The following is a 19,062-nucleotide window of genomic DNA, read 5'->3' as shown; positions in this document are numbered from 1 at the left end:
CCTCCGCCACCCGCTGCCCGCCGGCGGGCCGCCGCGACCGCCGCGTCCCCGCAGGCACGGGCGTCCGCCTCCGGGACGGCCCGCACCCGGGCCACCACCGCCGTCCCGACGCCGCCGCCCGCGCCGACCGGTCCGCCCATCGGACGCATCCCGGTCGTCGACGTCTCACCGGTCGTCGAGGCCGGCCGGTGGCCCGCGAAGGCGGTCGTCGGCGAGGCCGTGCCGGTCCGCGCGACCGTCTTCCGCGAGGGGCACGACGCGGTGGCCGCGACCGCGGTGCTCGTCGGGCCGGACGGCCGCGACCGCGCGAGCGCGCGCATGGTGGACATCGCCCCGGGCCTCGACCGCTTCGAGGCCCGCCTCGTGCCCGACGAGCCCGGCCGCTGGGGCCTGCGCGTCGAGGGCTGGTCCGACCCGTACGGGACGTGGCGCCACGACGCCGAGATCAAGGTGGCCGCGGGCGTCGACACCGAGCTCATGCTCACCGAGGGCGCGCTGCTGCTCGAGCGCGCCGCCGCTCGCACGGGCGCCGAGAAGGTCCCCGCGAAGGCCGCCCGCGTGCTGACCGACGCCGTGAAGGCACTGCGCGACACCTCCCGCCCGCCCGCGGCCCGGCTCGCGGCGGGGGTCTCCCCCGAGGTCCGTGCGGTGCTCGACGCGTACCCGGTGCGCGAGCTGCTGAGCCCGTCGCCGGTGTACCCGCTCGTCGTCGACCGCCCGCTCGCGCTCGCCGGCTCCTGGTACGAGCTGTTCCCGCGCTCGCACGGCGCGGTGCACGACCCGAAGACCGACACGTGGACGTCCGGGACGCTGCGCACGGCCGCGGAGGAGCTCCCGCGCGTCGCCGGGATGGGCTTCGACGTCGTGTACCTGACCCCGATCCACCCGATCGGCACGACGCACCGCAAGGGCCGCAACAACTCGCTGACGACCGTCCCGGGCGACCCGGGCTCGCCGTACGCGATCGGCTCGAAGGACGGCGGTCACGACGCGATCGAGCCGACCCTCGGGACGTTCGAGGACTTCGACGCGTTCGTCGCGCGGGCCAAGGGCCTCGGCATGGAGGTCGCGCTCGACGTCGCTCTGCAGTGCTCGCCCGACCACCCGTGGGTCACCGAGCACCCCGAGTGGTTCACGACGCGCGCCGACGGCTCGATCGCGTACGCCGAGAACCCCCCGAAGAAGTACCAGGACATCTACCCGCTGAACTTCGACAACGACCCGCAGGGCATCGCCGCGGAGATCCGGCGGGTGCTCCAGGTCTGGATCGACCACGGGGTCACGCTGTTCCGCGTCGACAACCCGCACACCAAGCCGCTGCCGTTCTGGGAGTGGCTGCTCGCGGACGTCCGGGCCGCGCACCCCGAGGTGATCTTCCTGTCCGAGGCGTTCACGCGCCCCGCGATGATGCTCAACCTCGCGCGCATCGGGTTCCACCAGTCGTACACGTACTTCACGTGGCGCAACACCAAGGACGAGCTCGAGGAGTACCTCACGGAGGTCTCGAGCGAGCAGGGCTCGTGGATGCGGCCCAGCTTCTGGCCCACGACGCACGACATCCTGCCGCCCTACCTGCAGCACGGCGGCGTCGCGGGCTTCGCGGTCCGTGCCGTGCTCGCGGCCCTCGGGTCCCCGACGTGGGGCATCTACTCGGGCTACGAGCTCGTCGAGAACGTCCCGAGGCCCGGCGTCGAGGAGCAGATCGACAACGAGAAGTACGAGTTCCGGCCGCGCGACTGGTCCGTCGCCGACGGGCTCGGGATCGCGACGCTCCTGCAGCGGCTCAACGAGATCCGCCGCGCCCACCCCGCGCTCCAGCAGCTCCGGAACCTGACCGTCCACCCGACCAACGACGACGCGCTCGTGTGCTTCTCGCGCCACCTCGACGCCGAGCACTCGCCGACCGGGCGCGCAGACACCATCATCGTCGTCGTCAACCTCGACCCCCACAGCACCCGGGAGGGTCTCGTGCAGCTCGACCTGCGCGCGCTCGGCCTCACGCCGACCGCCGAGCAGCCCCACCAGTTCGTCGCCCACGACGTGCTCTCCGACGAGACGTACGCGTGGGGCGAGCAGGTCTACGTCCGGCTCGACCCGTACGTCCGCTGCGCGCACGTGGTGCAGGTGGGCGCGTGACCGCCCAGCCGGGAGTCGGCCGCGCACCCGCGCCGTCGACCGGGCAGATCGCGATCACCGCGCTGCCCCCACGCCGCCAGCCGGCCGTGCCGGCCTCCGCGGTCGCCGAGTCCGGGTCCCGCCCAGGGCTCTCGGACGACCCGGACTGGTACCGGACGGCGGTCTTCTACGAGGTGATGATCCGCTCGTTCTCGGACTCGACGGGCGTCGGCAGCGGCGACCTGCGCGGGCTCATCGCGCGGCTCGACTACCTGCAGTGGCTCGGCGTCGACTGCCTGTGGCTGCCGCCGTTCTACCCGTCGCCCATGCGCGACGGCGGGTACGACGTGTCGGACTACACCGCGATCGCCCCGCAGTACGGCTCGATCGCGGACTTCCACGAGCTCGTCGACGAGGCGCACGCGCGCGGCATGCGGATCGTGGTCGACCTCGTGATGAACCACACGAGCGACGCGCACCCGTGGTTCCAGGCGTCGCGCGCCGACCCGAAGGGCCCGTACGGCGACTTCTACGTCTGGAGCGACGACAACACGCGCTACCCGGACGCTCGCATCATCTTCGTCGACACCGAGACGTCGAACTGGACGTTCGACCCCGTGCGCCGGCAGTACTTCTGGCACCGGTTCTTCTCCCACCAGCCGGACCTCAACTTCGAGAACCCGCGCGTCGTGGAGTCGATGCTCGACGTCGCCCGGTTCTGGCTGCAGCTCGGGGTCGACGGCTTCCGGCTCGACGCCGTGCCGTACCTGTTCGAGGCCGAGGGCACGAACTGCGAGAACCTCCCGGAGACGCACGCGTTCCTGCGCCTGCTGCGCCGCACGATCGACGCCGAGTTCCCGGGGCGGATCATCCTGGCCGAGGCGAACCAGTGGCCCGAGGACGTCGTGCACTACTTCGGCACCGAGGAGGAGCCGGAGTGCCACATGTGCTTCCACTTCCCCGTGATGCCGCGCATCTTCTACTCGATCCGCGACCAGCGGGCGAACCAGATCGTCGAGATCCTCGCGGACACGCCGGCGATCCCGAAGGGCGCGCAGTGGAGCACGTTCCTGCGCAACCACGACGAGCTGACCCTCGAGATGGTCTCGACCGAGGAGCGCGCGTCGATGTACGGGTGGTACGCGCCCGACTCGCGCATGCGTGCCAACGTCGGGATCCGGCGCCGCCTGTCGCCGCTGCTCGACAACTCCCGCAAGGAGATCGAGCTCGCCCACGCGCTGCTGCTCTCGCTCCCGGGCAGCCCCTGCCTGTACTACGGCGACGAGATCGGCATGGGCGACAACATCTGGCTGCACGACCGTGACGCGGTGCGCACCCCGATGCAGTGGACCCCGGACCGGAACTCGGGCTTCTCGACGGCCGACCCCGGGCAGCTCTACCTGCCCGTGAACCAGTCGCTCGTGAGCCACTACGGCCACGTCAACGTCGAGGCGCAGCTCGCGCAGCCGACGTCGCTGCTGCACTGGATCCACGGCATGCTGACGGTCCGCCGCCTGCACCCGTCGCTCGGCAGGGGCGAGTTCGAGGTGGTCCCGAGCTCGAGCGAGGCGGTCCTGACGTTCCTGCGGACGAGCGACGAGGAGACCCTGCTCGTCGTGGCGAACATGGCGGCGACGCCGCGGTCGACGACCGTGACGCTCGACGGCTACGCCGGTGCGCAGCTGCGCGACGTCTTCGGCGGCGCGCAGTTCCCGGACGTGACCGCCGAGGGCACCGTCCAGATCACGCTCGGCTCGCGCGAGTTCTACTGGCTGACGCTCACGCCCGGTGGCTCGGCGGGGACGGCAGGAGGATGACGATGGCCGTCACGGACCACGAGCCCACCGACGACGCGGTCGTCCGGCTCCTCGCCGACTGGCTGCCCGACCGCCGGTGGTTCCCGGTCAAGGGCGCCGAGGCGCAGCTCACGGCGGTCGGCGGGCTCACGCTCACCGACCCGCGCGACGAGGCACGCGTGCGCATCCTGCTCGTGCGCGCCGAGGCGCCCGGGGTCGACACCGTGCTCCAGGTGCCGGTGACGATGCGCCCGGACCGCACCGCGACCGACGACGGGCCGACCGCCTCGGGCGGCCGTCCGGGGCAGGCGGGCCCGGCGTGGATCGGGACGGTGGGCTCGCCGCCCGTGCACGTGCGCGACGGCGTCGGCGACCCGGCGTTCCTGCGCGCCTGGATGTCCGCGGCCGACGGCCCGCGCCCCCCGGTCGACGCGGAGCACGCGCGGGTGCTCACCGGTGAGCAGTCGAACACCTCGGTGATCCTCCCCGCGAGCGACCCCGCGGGAGCGACCGACGACGCGCCGGCGGCCACCGCGGAGACGCGTCCGCCCGGCGCCGGGGACGCGACGCACGGCGCCGCGATCCTCAAGGTCTTCCGTGCCCTGGCGCCCGGCGACAACCCCGACGTCGACGTGCCGCGGGCCCTCGCGCGCGGCGGCTGGGTGCACGTGCCCCGGCCGCTGGGCTGGCTCGAGGCGCAGTGGCCCGAGGACGGGTCGCTCGTGCACGGGCACCTCGCGGTGCTCAGCGAGTTCGTCGACGGCGCGCAGGACGGCTTCGAGCTCGCGTGCGCGATGGCCGAGCGCGACGAGTCGTTCGCCGACCTGGCGCGTGAGCTCGGCTCGGTCGTCGCAGGCATGCACGCGGCGCTGGCCTCGGCCCTGCCGACCGCCGACCCGGGGAGCGCGGACGAGCGCGCGGCGGCGACCGCGGACGCCGTGCGCGCGCGCTACCGGTGGGCCGCCGGGCTCGTCCCCGAGCTCGCGCAGTACGCCGACGGCGTCGAGGCGCTCGCCGCCCGTACCGCGCAGCTGACCGACCTGCCCGCGCCGCAGCGCATCCACGGCGACCTGCACCTGGGCCAGGCGCTGCGCGCGCACGACGAGTGGTTCGTCACGGACTTCGAGGGTGAGCCGCTCGCTCCTGTCGCCGCCCGGACGCGACCGGACCTCGCCCTGCGCGACGTCGCGGGGATGCTCCGCTCGTTCGACTACGCGACGGCCGTGGGCCGGGGGCTGGAGACGGCCGGGACCGGGGACGACACGTGGGCGGACGACGCACGCGCGGCGCTCCTCGCGGGGTACGTGGCCGGTGCGTCGGGTGCCGGCGCGGGCGAGCACACCGAGGACGTGCTGCGGGCGCTCGAGCTCGACAAGGCGCTGTACGAGGCCGTGTACGAGGCGCGCAACCGGCCCGCGTGGCTGTCCATCCCGCTGCGGGCGGTCGAGCGTCTCGTCGGCTGACGGCCGTCCCGGCCGGGCGTGCGAGCGTCCGGCCGGCCGGCGGCCGCTGGGTCAGGCGAGCGTCGCGAGCTCCTGCGCCGACACCTCGCCGGCGACCTCGGGGGGCAGTCGGACGCCGGAGTGCCGCGGCGCGAGCTCGCTCTGCAGCACGAGCGCCGCGGCGCCGACCGCGGCGGCCTCGGGCGCGTTCGTCGAGATCGTGACCCGGACGGGGTGGCTCGCCCGCGCGAAGAACGAGCGGCTCAGTTGCTCCTGCACCGCGGGCAGGTAGAGCGACCCCGCGAGCGCGAAGGCCGGTCCGGTGAGGACCACGAGCTCGAGGTCCATCACGTTCGCGAGGGTCTGGGCCGCGACGCCGAGGTAGCGCGCCGACGAGGCCAGGATCTCAGCCGCGACCGGGTCCCCGCTCAGCGCGGCGCGGGCGACCGCGGCGAACTGCGCGGACACGGGCCGGTCGGTGCCGCCGAGGTCGAGCCCACGCGCCTGTGCCTGCGCGACGACGGCCGTCGGCCCCGCCAGCGCCTCGACGCACCCCCGGCTCCCGCACCAGCACTCGGGACCGTCGATGTCGACGCAGATGTGCCCGACCTCGCCCGCGTTGGAGCTCGCGCCGCGGTAGACGGTCCCGTTGACGAGGATGCCGGCCCCGATCCCGGTGCCCATGTAGAAGGCGGCGAACGCCGACGTCGTCTCGATGCCGCCCGCCCAGTACTCGCCGATCGCGGCGGCGGTCGCGTCGTTGTCGAGCAGGACGGGCACGCCGACCGCGTCCTCGAGCGCGTCGCCGAGCGGGAAGTCGGCCCAGCGCCGCATGTTCGGCGGGGTCAGCACCATGCCGACCGACGCGGTGATGGGCCCGGGCGACACGACGCCGAGCCCCAGCACGCGCGTGCGGTCGATGCCGACGCGCGTGATCATCCCGTCGATCTCGGCGGCGATGCGCGCGACGACCTCGCGCGGGTCGTCGGCCCCGGCACCGGGCTTGCGCCACCGGGCGACGACCGCTCCCCCGAGGTTCGCGAGCACGTAGGTGATGCCGGCGTGGTCGAGGTGCACGCCGACCGCGAACCGCGCGGACGGGTCGAGCTGCAGCAGCATGCGCGGCTTGCCGCCGGTCGACTCGGCACGGCCGGCCTCGACGACGAGCCCGTCGTTCATGAGCCGGCGCACGACGGTGGAGATCGTCGCGCCGGTGAGCCCGGTCGCGCGCGTCAGCTCGACGCGGCTGATCGTGCCCGCGGCGCGGATGACGTCGAGGATCGCCGCGCGACTGCTCGTGTGCGCCATCCCGAGGTTGGCACTGCTCACGCTGGCTCTCCTGTCTGGTGCTGGGCGGTCGCCCCGGCCGTCGGCGCGCCCCCGCCCCGCAGGTCCCCAATGTAACGATCGGGCGTCGGGGTGAGACCGGGACGACACGCGGATTGACTTACTTTGTTCGGCTGCCTAAGAATGCCACACAGAGCGGGGTCGACCGACGCCCCCGCCGGGCAAGGACCGCCCACCCCCGCCGGCACGCCGAGGTGCCGGGCCGAGAGAGGATCAACGATGTTCCCTCACGCACGACGCACGCGACTGCTCGCCGTCGCCGCGATCGCCAGCACCGTCGCCCTGACCGCCGCCTGCTCGGGCGGTGGCGAGTCCGCCGACGCCAACGCGGACGGGACCCCCTCCGGCGACCTGCTGGTCCTCACGTGGCGCACCGACCTCCTCGAGGACGGCACGTTCGACGAGTACGCGGAGCGGTTCAACGAGGAGTACCCCGACGTGAACGTCGAGTTCGAGGGCCTCACGGACTACGAGGGCGAGGTCCGCACCCGGATGAACACCGACGACTACGGGGACGTGCTCGGCGTCGTCGGCACCGTCACGCCCGACCAGTTCCCCGACTTCTTCGAGCCCCTCGGCGACGTCGAGGAGCTCGAGCAGGAGTACCGGTTCCTGCGGGACAAGACGTTCGACGGCCAGGCGTACGGCATCCCGGTCGTCGGCAACACCCAGGGCATCGTCTACAACAAGACCGTCTGGGAGGACGCCGGCGTCACCGAGCCGCCGACCACCCCCGAGGACTTCGTCGACGCGCTCAAGGCGATCAAGGAGAACGACCCCGAGGTCGTCCCGCTCTACACCAACTACAAGGACGGCTGGCCGCTCACGCAGTGGGAGGGCCACCGCGGCGAGATCACGGCCAACCCGGACTACGTCAACGAGATGGCGCAGTCGGACGCCCCGTGGACCGAGGGCACCGACCACTTCGTCATCGACTCGCTGCTGTGGGACGTCGTCAACCAGGGCCTGACCGAGGAGGACCCGACCACGACGAACTGGGAGGAGTCCAAGAGCCTGCTCGCCAACGGCCGGATCGGCTCGATGGTGCTCGGCTCGTGGGCCATCCAGCAGATGCAGGCCGCCGCTGAGGACGCCGGCACCGGCGCGGACACGATCGGCTACCTCCCGTTCCCGCACCAGGTCGACGGCACGTTCTACGCCGCGGTCGGCGGCGACTACAACCTCGCGATCAACAAGAACTCCGAGAACAAGGTCGCCGCCCGCGCCTGGATCGACTGGTTCAACACCGAGTCCGGCTACGCCGAGGCGAACGGCGGACTCTCGCCGCTCAAGGAGGGCCCGACGCCCGACACGCTCAAGGACTTCGAGGCGCTCGGCGTCGAGTACCTCGAGCTCACGCCCGCGCCCGCCGGCAAGGAGAGCCTGTTCGCGGACATCGACGCGGAGTCCGAGGTCGGCACCAACACCCCCGACTACCGCCAGCGGATCGTCGACGCCGCACGCGGGGCCTCGGGCGAGACCAAGGACCAGATCTTCGACGACCTGAACTCGAAGTGGGCGGCCGGTCGCGCCGCCGTCGAGGGCTGACGGGCCCGCTGGGCCAGGACGAGGAAGTCGGTGACCCGTGGTGACAGGCAGGAGAGCGTGAGATGGCCGGCGTGAGCAACGTGGTCCGGGCGGAAGCCGCCGGGGCGAGGATCGAGGCCGGCCAGCTGCCTGCCACCGCGAGGAAGCCGCGCGGCGGGTGGGGCTGGCGAGGGACACCGTACGTGTTCCTCGCCGTCCCGCTCGTCCTGCTGGTGGTGTTCACCTACCTGCCGGTGGTGAACATGTTCTGGTACTCCCTGACGTCGTGGGACGGGCTGGACAAGACCAAGGAGTTCGTCGGGCTCGACAACTACGTCGCGGTGTTCACGCGGCCCGAGCTGTTCCGGGTCTTCTACGTGAGCCTGTACTACTTCGCGGCGTCGTTCGTGCAGATGGCGCTCGCGCTCTACTTCGCGACGATCCTCAGCTTCAGCACCCGGTTCCGGAACCTGTTCAAGGGGATCCTGTTCTTCCCCTACCTGATCAACGGCGTCGCGATCGCCCTGATCTTCGTGTTCTTCTTCAAGCCGGACGGGACGCTCGACTCGATCCTGGCGCTGTTCGGCGCGGAGAACCTGCAGCAGCAGTGGCTCGGCAACCCGGACATCAACAACATCTCGCTCGCGAGCACGTCCGTGTGGCGGTACATGGGCCTGAACTTCGTGCTGTTCCTCGGGGCGATCCAGTCGATCCCCGGTCAGCTGTACGAGGCGGCGGAGCTCGACGGCGCCAGCCGCTTCCAGCAGTTCCGCTACATCATCGCGCCGAGCATCAAGCCGATCATCGGCCTGTCGTTCATCCTGGCGATCTCCGGGAGCCTCGCGGTCTTCGAGATCCCGTTCATCATGACCGGCGGGGCGAACGGCACCGCGACGTTCGTCATCCAGACCGTCGACATGGCCTTCGAGAGCCTCAAGGTCGGGCTCGGCTCCGCGATGGCGGTCATCCTGCTCGTCATCGTCCTGGTCGTGACCTGGGTCCAGCGCAGGGTCGTCCCCGAGGAGAAGGTGAACCTGACGTGAGCTACGTCGCCAAGACCGCCAAGTACGCGACGCTCGTGCTCGCGTGCCTCGTGACGCTGCTGCCCATCTCGGTGATCGTGATGGCCTCGCTCAAGACGAACCAGGAGTTCTTCACCACCGGCCCGCTCGACCCGCCGGGGAACTGGTTCAACCTCGAGAACTACGTGACCGCGTTCACGCGCGGCAAGATGGTCCAGGGCTTCGCCAACACGGCGTTCATCCTGCTGTTCTCGGTAACCGGCACGATCCTCATCGGCACGATGGCCGCCTACGCGATCGACCGGTTCGAGTTCCGGTTCAAGAAGACGGTGATCGCGCTGTTCCTCCTCGCGACGCTCGTCCCCGGCGTCACGACGCAGGTCGCGACGTTCCAGATCGTCAACAACCTGGGGCTGTACAACACCCGGTGGGCGGCGATCGCGCTGTTCATGGGCACGGACATCGTGTCGATCTACATCTTCGTGCAGTTCCTGCGGGGCATCCCCAAGGAGCTCGACGAGGCGGCGACGCTCGACGGCGCGAACCACCTGACGATCTACCGCACGATCATCCTGCCGCTGCTCAAGCCGGCGATCGCGACGGTGGTCATCATCAAGGGCATCGCGGTCTACAACGAGTTCTACACACCGTTCCTGTACATGCCCGGGCGAGACCTCGGGGTCATCTCGACGTCGCTGTTCCGGTTCAAGGGACCGTTCGGCGGGCAGTGGGAGGTCATCGCCGCGGGCGTGATCATCGTGCTGATCCCCACGCTCCTCGCGTTCCTCGCGCTGCAGAAGTACATCTACAACGGCTTCACGTCGGGCGCGACCAAGTAGCGGACGACGACGAGGGCCGGGCAGCGTGACGGTGCCCGGCCCTCGTCGTCCCCGACCGGTCGGTCTCAGCCCACGCGCGTCGCCCGGACCAGCACGAGCCGCTCGGAGAACAGCACGGGCGCCTCGACGCCGACGTCCTCGAGCACCCGACCGGGCAGCGTGACGCCCTCGGGAGTCCACCACGGCAGGTGCAGGTACCCGCTCGCGACGCCGTCGACGACGTGCGCGGGTGCCTGCGGCCGCACGTGGTACAGCCCGTCGAGGTCGAGCCCGGGCAGCGGCAGCCGGCCCGTCGGGCTCTGCGTCGAGGTCGCCGTCGCGACGACGCAGAACAGTGCGTCCGAGCCGTCCTGCGCGACGACGCCGTGCACCGCGTAGGCGGGGTCGGCGACGTCGGCGTGCACGGACGTGCCGGTGTGCAGCAGCCCGCGCAGCTCCTTGTACAGCGCGATCCACGCCGCGAGCTGCGCCCGCTGCGTCTCGTCGGCCTCGCGCAGGTCCCACTCGATGCCGAGGTGCCCGAACAGGGCGGTCCCCGCCCGGAACTCCAGCGGGTGCCGCCGACCGGTGCTGTGGGCGGCACCGGAGCCGACGTGCGCGCCGAGCAGCTCGAGCGGCACGAGCAGGTTCGTCCAGCGCTGGATCTGCTGGCGCTCGAGCGCGTCGATGCAGTCGCTCGTCCAGACCCGGTCGGTCCGCTCGAGGATCTCCAGGTCGACGCGCCCGCCGCCCGACGAGCACGACTCGATCTCGACGCCGGGGTGCCGTCGCCGCAGCTCGTCGAGGAGCCGGTACACGGCGAGCGTCTGCTCGTGCACGCCGGCGGTGCGGCGCGGCCCGTGGCCCGCGTCGACGAGGTCGCGGTTGTGGTCCCACTTGAGGTACGCGATCGGGTACTCGGTGAGCAGCGCGTCGAGGCGTTCGAGGATGTACGCGGACGCCCCCGGCTCGGCGAGGTCGAGCACCTGCTGGTGGCGCGCGGCGCGCGGCAGCCGGTCGGCGGCCTGCAGCATCCACTCGGGGTGGGCGCGCGCGAGGTCGGAGTCCGGGTTCACCATCTCGGGCTCGACCCACAGCCCGAACTCCATCCCGAGGCCGCGCACGTGGTCGACGAGCGGACCCAGCCCGTCGGGCCAGACGTCGGCCGAGACGTACCAGTCGCCGAGGCTCGTCGTGTCGTCGCGCCGCCCGCCGAACCACCCGTCGTCGAGCACGAACCGCTCGACCCCGACGGCGGCGGCCGCGTCCGCGAGCGCGGTGAGCCGGCCGAGGTCGTGCTCGAAGTACACGGCCTCCCAGGTGTTCGCCACGACGGGCCGCGGGCCGTGCGGGTGGTGCGGGCGCTCCCGGAACCAGCGGTGGAAGCGCGCGGACACGTCGTCGAGACCGCGGCCGTACGCGCCCACGACCCACGGGCTCGTGTAGCTCTCCCCCGCGCCGAGCCGCACCTCGCCGGGCAGCAGCAGCTCGCCGCCGCCGAGCAGCCCCGCGTTGTAGTGGCTCCGCTCGGCGAGCGTCCGGTGGTTGCCCGACCACGCGGTGTGCAGCCCCCAGACCTCGCCGCGGCGGTTCCCGAAGCCCGGCGTGCCTGCGGCGAGCAGGAACGCGGCGTCGTACCCGGTGCGCCCGCGGCGGTTCTCGCGCAGCCGCGTGCCGTGCGTGAGGTCGGTGCGCTGCGGGCTGCGCTCGCGCAGGTGCCGGCCCGTGAAGTCGAGCAGCTCGGTCGCGCGCGCCGGGACGGGCAGCGTCAGCAGGAGCCCGTCGAGCGTGAACGTGCCGTCCCCCGTGCTCGTGAGGCGCGCGCGCTGGCGCACGAGCCCGGAGGCGGTGAGCTCGAGCACGAGGCGGAGCTCGAGGCCCGCCGAGGCGTCGCGCGCGTCGACCACGAGGAGGGCGGGCCCCTCCTCACCGGCCGGCGCACCGGGCCCCGCGACCTCCGCCGCCGCGACCGCGCCACCGGCTCCCGGCTCCCCGGCGAGCGCGGCGTGCAGCACCCGGAACGCCGTCGAGAAGTCCGCGCCGTCGCGGTGCCCGGTCAGCCCGGGCGTCCCCAGGAACCCCGCCGACTGCTCGGGCAGCACGGCGATCTCGACCTCGCCGTCCACCGGGAAGCCGAGCGGCACCGGACGTGACGCGAGCGCGAGCGCGTCGAGCGACGCCGTGGAGAGGTCCCCCAGGTCCGCTCCCCAGTGCAGGACGCGCGGCAGCGTCCCGCCGGTCAGGTCGACGACGACGCTCGTGCCCGCGGAACGCAGGTGCACGACGCGGTCGCGTGCGTCGCGCGCCCCGGCGGGCAGCCCCTCGGGCGGGAACGTCAGGGTCAGGGCCTCGGCAGCATCCACGGGGCAACCAGCTCCTTCGCAGGTGGGGATGATCGGGTGCGGACCGTGCTCGACGGTCCGGCCGGACGTCGGCCGCCGGGACGGTCGCCCGGCCGACCGACGGTCGGTTGACTTACTTTGTTCAGTTGCCTAAGAATTGCCCCACCAGGGTACCTGCCTCGACGACGCGCACGACGCGGTGACACGTCGTCCGACGGACCGCACGCGACGACGCGTGCACCGCGCGCGGGACCTCCGACACCCAGGAGCGGGCCGACGATGATCACGCAGGACCTTCACGAGGGTTGGACGCTGCGCGCAGCAGGCGGCCCCGTCCCCGACGCGATCGCCGGCCGGACGATCCCCGCGACCGTCCCGGGCAGCGCGCACACCGACCTCCTGGCCGCAGGCCTGATCCCGGATCCGTACCTCGACCGCAACGAGGCCGACCTCGTCTGGGCCCACCGGGCCGACTGGCGCTACGACCTCACGTTCAGCACGCAGGAGCCGGCGCCGGACGAGCGCGTGGACCTGGTCTTCGAGGGCCTCGACACGGTCGCTACGGTCTCGCTCGACGGCGCGGTCGTCGCCCGCACCGCGAACCAGCACCGGTCCTACCGCGTCGACGTGCGCGAGGGCCTGACCTCGGGCGAGCACGCCCTGTCGGTGCACTTCCGCTCGGCGCTCGAGCACGCCGAGGCCGAGCGCGAGCGGCTCGGGGCGCGCCCCGCCGCGTACGACCACCCGTTCAACATGGTCCGCAAGATGGCGTGCAGCTTCGGCTGGGACTGGGGCCCGGACCTGCAGACCGCGGGGATCTGGAAGCCGGTGCGGCTCGAGCGCTGGCGCACCGCGCGGCTCGCGCAGGTCCGCCCCCTCGTCACCGTCGACCCCGCGGGCACCGGGCACGTAGCGGTGCACGTCGACGTCGAGCGCTCGGGCCTCGCGGGGGCGCACGACGCGGAGCTCGTCGTCCGCGCCACGGTGCGCGGCGCCGAGGCGACGGTCACGCTCCCCGGCGGCGCGACCTCGGCGGTCGTCGACCTCGAGGTGCCCGAGGCCCCGCTGTGGTGGCCCGCGGGCCACGGCGAGCAGCCGCTCAGCGACCTCGACGTCACGCTCGACGTCGCCGACCCCGGCGGCGCACCGGGCGGCGCGCCGCTCGACGAGTGGCACCGGCGCATCGGCTTCCGCACCGTCGAGCTCGACACCTCGGCCGACGAGACGGGGACCGCCTTCACGTTCCGGATCAACGGCCGCCCGGTCTTCGCCAAGGGCGCCAACTGGATCCCCGACGACCACTTCCTCACCCGCATCACCCGCGAGCGCATCGCTCGCCGCGTCGACCAGGCGCTCGGCGCGCACCTCAACCTGCTGCGCGTGTGGGGCGGCGGGATCTACGAGACCGAGGACTTCTACGACGTCTGCGACGAGAAGGGCATCCTCGTCTGGCAGGACTTCCTCCTCGCGTGCTCGGCGTACCCGGAGGAGGACCCGCACTGGGGCGAGCTCGAGGCCGAGGCCCGGGAGAACGTCGCCCGCCTGACCCCGCACCCCTCGCTCGTGCTGTGGAACGGCGGCAACGAGAACCTGTGGGGCTTCATGGACTGGGGCTGGCAGGAGAAGCTCGACGGCCGCACCTGGGGTCACCGCTACTACACCGAGCTGTTCCCGCGCGTCGTCGCGGAGCTCGACCCGACGCGTCCGTACTCCGACGGCAGCCCGTACTCCCCCGGGTTCGCGCTCGACGTCGTCCACCCGAACGACCCCGACCACGGGACGCACCACGAGTGGGAGGTCTGGAACCGGGTCGACTACACCGCGTACCGGGCGGACGTGCCGCGCTTCTGCTCGGAGTTCGGCTTCCAGGGCCCGCCGACGTGGTCGACGCTGCAGCGCGCGGTCCGCAACCCCGACGGCGCGCCGCTCACCAAGACCGATCCCGTCTTCCTGCTCCACCAGAAGGCCGACGACGGCAACGGCAAGCTCGACCGCGGCCTCGCACCGCACCTCGGGGTGCCCGAGGGGTTCGCCGACTGGCACTGGGCGACCCAGCTCAACCAGGCCCGGGCCGTCGCGTACGCGATCGAGCACTACCGCTCCTGGTGGCCCCGGACGGCGGGGGCGGTCGTGTGGCAGCTCAACGACTGCTGGCCGGTGACGTCGTGGGCCGCGGTCGACGGCGACGAGCGACCCAAGCCGCTCTGGTACGCGCTCCGCAACGCGAACGCCCCGCGCCTGCTCACCGTGCAGCAGCGCGACGGTCACGACGCGCTCGTCGCGGTCAACGACACCGGCGAGCTGTGGCGCGCCACGATGCACGTCTCGCGCCAGCGGCTCGACGGCACGCCGCTCGCGGAGACGACGATGGACGTCCGCGTCGGTGCCCGCTCGGTGACCGCGCTGCCGCTGCCCGCGGACCTCGCGACCCCGGGCGACCCGACCACGGAGGTCCTGGTCGCCCGCCTCGACGGGGTCTCGACCGTGCACACCTGGGTCGAGGACGTCGACCTCGCGCTCGACCCGGCCCCGCTCGAGGCCACCGTGACCGGGGTGGAGGGCGGCTACCGGGTCGACGTCGTCGCCCGCTCGCTCGCGCGCGACGTCACGATCCTGGCGGACCGCGTGGACCCGGGCGCGACCGTCGACGAGGCGCTCGTGACGCTGCCGGCGGGCGGCCGTGCGTCGTTCCGGGTCCGCACCACGGCCCGGCTCAGCGCCGCGGACCTGACCGACCCGGCCGTGCTGCGGACCGCGAACGACCTGGCTCCCCTGCGCGTCCGGACGCCGGCCTGACGGCGTCACCCGGCGGGCGGCGGGGCGGTGCGCACCGGCAGGTCTAGGCTGGCGGACGTGAAGAGCAGGGCGGACGCCGTCGGACTCGTGCTGGCGCGCCCCGCCCGCATGCTCGGTCTCGAGCCCTTCTTCATGGAGCTCATCGCCGGGATCGAGGAGACCCTCGCCGCGGACGGGCGCTCGCTGCTGCTGCACGTGGTCCCCGACCACGAGGCCGAGATCCGCGCGTACCGGCGCTGGGGCCAGGGCGAGATGGTCGACGCGGTCGTCGTGGTCAACCTCGTCGCCGACGACCCCCGCCTGCCGGTGCTCGTCGAGCTCGCCATCCCGACCGTGGTCGTCGGCGGCCCGCGCGGTGACCTGCCGTTCTCGAACGTCTGGATCGACAACGCCCAGGTCACGCGCGACGCGGTCCGGCACCTCGTCGCGCTGGGGCACCGCGACATCGCGCGGGTCAGCGGCCCGCACACGCTCGCGCACACCCAGGACCGCACGGACGCGTTCGTCGGCGAGTGCGAGCGGCTTGGCGTGCACGGCACGGTCGTCGAGGGCGACTACACCGAGGCGTCGGGCACGCGGGCGACGCGCGCGCTGCTCGGCCGGCGCGGGGCACCGTCGGCCATCGTCTACGACAACGACGTGATGGCGGTCGCCGGGCTCGGGGTCGCCGGCGAGATGGGCGTGCCGGTCCCGGAGCGGCTGTCGCTGCTCGCGTGGGACGACTCGGCCCTGTGCCGGCTCGCTCACCCGCCGCTGTCCGCGATGAGCCTCGACGTGCACGCGATGGGCACCCAGGTGGCCGACTGCGTGCTCAACGTGGTCGCCGGGGGCCCCGTCGCGTCCTACGAGGCGAAGCTGCCCCGGCTCGTCACGCGCGGCACGACCGCTGCGTTCGTTCCCGCACCCCCGGCCGACTGACCACCGGCGCCGACCGAGCACCACGATCGACCGGCCACCGGGGCGGACCGGGCAGCGGAGTCGACCTGGCATGGTCGCCGATCCAGCGCCGCGGTCGACCGAGTACCGAAGCCGGCCGAGCACCCGCCCGCACCCGTCGCGCACCACCGGGGCGGCGGCGACGCCGGGGACGCAGCAGCCACCCGGACGTGCCTGCGGTGCGCACGGCGCGACGAACGTCCGGACCGCGCGACACGCGCCGGCACCCGCGACCACCGACTTCCGCACTGATCGCGCCCTGACCAGCACCTGGACCGCAGCACGGCGCCCTGTCCCATGCGGTCGGGGCGTGCTGGTGGTTGGGTAGGGACATGAGCCGATCGGACGACCTCCCCAGCGTTCCCGTGTCCCCGGACGTCCTCTCCGCCGTCGCGCACGGGACCTCCCACGACCCGCACGCGGTGCTCGGTGCGCACGTGGGCGACGGGGGCGTGACGATCCGCACCCTGCGCCCGCTCGCCGACGCGGTCGTCGTCGTCACGGACCGCGGCGAGGTGCCCGCGCGGCACGAGCAGGACGGGGTCTGGGTCGCGGTGCTCGCGGGCGACCAGGTGCCCGACTACCGCCTCGACGTGACCTACGGCGACGTCACCACCCGCCACGACGACCCCTACCGGTTCATCCCGACGGTCGGCGAGCTCGACCGGCACCTCATCCGCGAGGGTCGGCACGAGCAGCTCTGGACCGTGCTCGGTGCGAACACCCGCACCTACCCGGGCGTGCTCGGCGAGGTGCACGGCACGTCGTTCGCGGTCTGGGCGCCGAACGCCGTGGCCGTCCGCGTCGTCGGCGACTTCAACCACTGGCACGGCTCCACGCACGCGCTCCGCTCGCTCGGCGAGAGCGGCGTCTGGGAGATCTTCGTCCCGGGGGTCGGCGCGGGCGCGCGCTACAAGTTCGAGATCCTCGGTCGCGACGGCTCGTGGCGTCAGAAGGCCGACCCGCTCGCCAAGGGCACCGAGATCCCGCCGGCCACGGCGTCCGTGGTCGTCGAGTCCGCGTTCGAGTGGAACGACACCGACTGGCTCGTCTCGCGCACCGAGCGTGACCCCCACACCGCACCGATGAGCGTCTACGAGGTGCACCTCGGCTCGTGGCGCCAGGGCCTGTCCTACCGGGACCTCGCCTCGCAGCTGACCGACTACGTGCTCGAGCTCGGGTTCACCCACGTCGAGCTGCTGCCCGTCTCCGAGCACCCGTTCGGCGGGTCGTGGGGCTACCAGGTGTCGAGCTACTACGCGCCGACCTCGCGGTTCGGCCACCCCGACGACTTCCGGCACCTCGTCGACACCCTGCACCGCGCCGGCATCGGCGTCCTGCTGGACTGGGTGCCGGCCCACTTCCCGAAGGACGAGTGGGCGCTCGCCCGGTTCGACGGCACCCCGCTCTACGAGCACCCCGACCCGCTGCGCGGCGAGCAGCCCGACTGGGGCACCTACGTGTTCGACTTCGGCCGGCCCGAGGTCCGCAACTTCCTCGTGGCGAACGCGACGTACTGGCTCGAGGAGTTCCACGTCGACGGCCTGCGGGTCGACGCCGTCGCGTCGATGCTCTACCTCGACTACTCGCGCCAGGCCGGCCAGTGGCGGCCGAACGTGCACGGCGGCCGCGAGAACCTCGAGGCCATCTCGTTCCTCCAGGAGGCCAACGCCACCGCCTACCGTCGCAACCCCGGCACGATGATGATCGCCGAGGAGTCGACGGCGTGGCCCGGAGTGACCGCCCCGACGAACGCCGACGGCCTCGGGTTCGGGCTGAAGTGGAACATGGGCTGGATGAACGACACCCTCCGCTACCTCGCGGAGGCCCCGATCAACCGCCGCTACCACCACCACGAGATCACGTTCTCGATGGTCTACGCGTACTCCGAGCGCTTCATCCTGCCGATCAGCCACGACGAGGTCGTGCACGGCAAGGGGTCGCTGCTGCGCAAGATGCCGGGCGACGAGTGGCAGCAGCTCGCCGGCGTCCGTGGGCTGCTGGCCTATCAGTGGTCGCACCCGGGAAAGCAGCTGCTCTTCATGGGCAGCGAGTTCGCGCAGTCCTCCGAGTGGGCCGAGGGGCGCAGCCTCGACTGGCACGAGCTCGACCACGGCGGGCACCGCGGCGTGCACACCCTCGTCCGCGACCTGAACGCGCTCTACAAGGAGCACGCCCCGCTGTGGCAGCTGGACCACTCGTCGACCGGGTTCGAGTGGCTGACGTCCGACGACGCCGACCACAACCTGCTCGCGTTCCTGCGCCGTGACTCCGCCGGTGGGGTCGTCGCCGTGGTGATCAACTTCGCGGGCACACCCCACGAGGACTACCGCCTGCCGCTGCCCTCGGGCGGTCGCTGGCGCGAGGCCCTCAACACCGACGCCGAGGTCTACGGCGGGTCGGGAGTGGGCAACCTCGGCTCCGTCCAGGCGGAACCCGTGCCGCTGCACGGCCGGGCGTTCTCCGCGGCGTTGCGCGTGCCACCGCTCGGGGCGCTGTACCTCATCCCGGAGTGACCTCACCCGTCCCCGACACGACGAAGGCGCCGGCCCTGTGGGGTCGGCGCCTTCGCTGTCTGCTGCCACGGTGACGCGGAGGCCCGTCCAGGGCGGGCGCCGTCGGCTGTCACGGGCACCGGACAGCGCACACCGGACACCGGACAGCCAGCCGAAACCCACAGCCGTCACGCGCGGCGGAGCCGGTCGAAACCTTGCAGCCGTCGCGCGCGGCGAACAGCCAGTCGCTCTCCCACCGCCCCGTCGTGCGCGGCGGATAACCAGTCGCTCCCCCGCCGCCGTCCTGCGCGGCGAACAGCCAGTCGCGAACGGCGCGATCTACTTCTGTGCATACAGAAAGAGCCACCCCGGATGGGGTGGCTCTTTCTGAATGGTGTCCGGCGGCGACCTACTCTCCCACACCCT

At 72.7% G+C, this 19,062-nt stretch carries 11 protein-coding genes; 9 read left to right on the top strand and 2 right to left on the bottom strand.

What is annotated here, in order from left to right; genetic code table 11:
- From AB6N24_RS18875 to AB6N24_RS18865, 3 genes are all read left to right on the top strand, one after another.
- Positions 1–2,136, top strand: a 2,136-nt coding sequence (locus tag AB6N24_RS18875) for an alpha-1,4-glucan--maltose-1-phosphate maltosyltransferase (RefSeq protein ID WP_412870921.1), incomplete at its 5' end; no start/stop codon positions are given.
- Complete coding sequence (treS, locus tag AB6N24_RS18870; RefSeq protein WP_412870920.1) at positions 2,133–3,932, top strand: maltose alpha-D-glucosyltransferase; 1,800 nt, start codon at positions 2,133–2,135, stop codon at positions 3,930–3,932. The genes AB6N24_RS18875 and treS, both read left to right, overlap by 4 nt.
- Positions 3,933–3,934: 2 nt before the next feature.
- Entirely contained in the window at positions 3,935–5,374 is a 1,440-nt protein-coding gene (locus tag AB6N24_RS18865; RefSeq protein ID WP_412870919.1) for a maltokinase N-terminal cap-like domain-containing protein, read from the top strand.
- A 51-nt stretch (positions 5,375–5,425) separates the two neighbouring features.
- Here the strand turns inward: AB6N24_RS18865 and AB6N24_RS18860 are convergent, their stop codons facing one another.
- Positions 5,426–6,682 carry an ROK family transcriptional regulator gene (locus tag AB6N24_RS18860; RefSeq protein ID WP_412870918.1) on the bottom strand — a complete coding sequence of 419 codons (1,257 nt, stop codon included), beginning with the start codon at positions 6,680–6,682 and terminating at the stop codon, positions 5,426–5,428.
- 237 nt (positions 6,683–6,919) lie between these two features.
- Here AB6N24_RS18860 and AB6N24_RS18855 point away from each other — a divergent pair, with 237 nt between their 5' ends.
- The 3 genes from AB6N24_RS18855 to AB6N24_RS18845 all read left to right on the top strand — a co-directional run bounded on the left by AB6N24_RS18855 (position 6,920) and on the right by AB6N24_RS18845 (position 10,088).
- The gene (locus AB6N24_RS18855; RefSeq protein ID WP_412870917.1) at positions 6,920–8,248 is read left to right on the top strand and encodes an ABC transporter substrate-binding protein; all 1,329 of its coding nucleotides are present in this window, start codon (positions 6,920–6,922) and stop codon (positions 8,246–8,248) included.
- 62 nt (positions 8,249–8,310) lie between these two features.
- Complete coding sequence (locus AB6N24_RS18850; protein ID WP_412870916.1) at positions 8,311–9,270, top strand: carbohydrate ABC transporter permease; 960 nt, start codon at positions 8,311–8,313, stop codon at positions 9,268–9,270.
- Positions 9,267–10,088 carry a carbohydrate ABC transporter permease gene (locus AB6N24_RS18845; protein ID WP_412870915.1) on the top strand — a complete coding sequence of 274 codons (822 nt, stop codon included), beginning with the start codon at positions 9,267–9,269 and terminating at the stop codon, positions 10,086–10,088. The genes AB6N24_RS18850 and AB6N24_RS18845 overlap by 4 nt, the downstream gene beginning before the upstream one ends.
- A gap of 65 nt (positions 10,089–10,153) precedes the next feature.
- Here the strand turns inward: AB6N24_RS18845 and AB6N24_RS18840 are convergent, their stop codons facing one another.
- The gene (locus tag AB6N24_RS18840) at positions 10,154–12,385 is read right to left on the bottom strand and encodes an alpha-galactosidase (protein WP_412870922.1); all 2,232 of its coding nucleotides are present in this window, start codon (positions 12,383–12,385) and stop codon (positions 10,154–10,156) included.
- A 303-nt stretch (positions 12,386–12,688) separates the two neighbouring features.
- On the opposite strand from AB6N24_RS18840, the gene AB6N24_RS18835 reads away from it, so the two are divergent.
- The 3 genes from AB6N24_RS18835 (at position 12,689) to glgB (ending at position 18,657) form a co-directional block, all read left to right on the top strand.
- A complete protein-coding gene (locus tag AB6N24_RS18835) occupies positions 12,689–15,205 on the top strand; it encodes a glycoside hydrolase family 2 protein (RefSeq protein ID WP_412870914.1) in 2,517 nt (838 codons plus the stop codon).
- 57 nt (positions 15,206–15,262) lie between these two features.
- Complete coding sequence (locus AB6N24_RS18830) at positions 15,263–16,123, top strand: LacI family DNA-binding transcriptional regulator (protein WP_412870913.1); 861 nt, start codon at positions 15,263–15,265, stop codon at positions 16,121–16,123.
- A 350-nt stretch (positions 16,124–16,473) separates the two neighbouring features.
- A complete protein-coding gene (gene glgB / locus AB6N24_RS18825) occupies positions 16,474–18,657 on the top strand; it encodes a 1,4-alpha-glucan branching protein GlgB (RefSeq protein ID WP_412870912.1) in 2,184 nt (727 codons plus the stop codon).
- Positions 18,658–19,062: the final 405 nt, after the last annotated feature.

This window comes from Cellulomonas jepli, from assembly GCF_047229345.1.
Lineage (GTDB): Bacteria > Actinomycetota > Actinomycetes > Actinomycetales > Cellulomonadaceae > Cellulomonas_A.
This window is presented reverse-complemented; position numbering and strand designations above follow the sequence as displayed.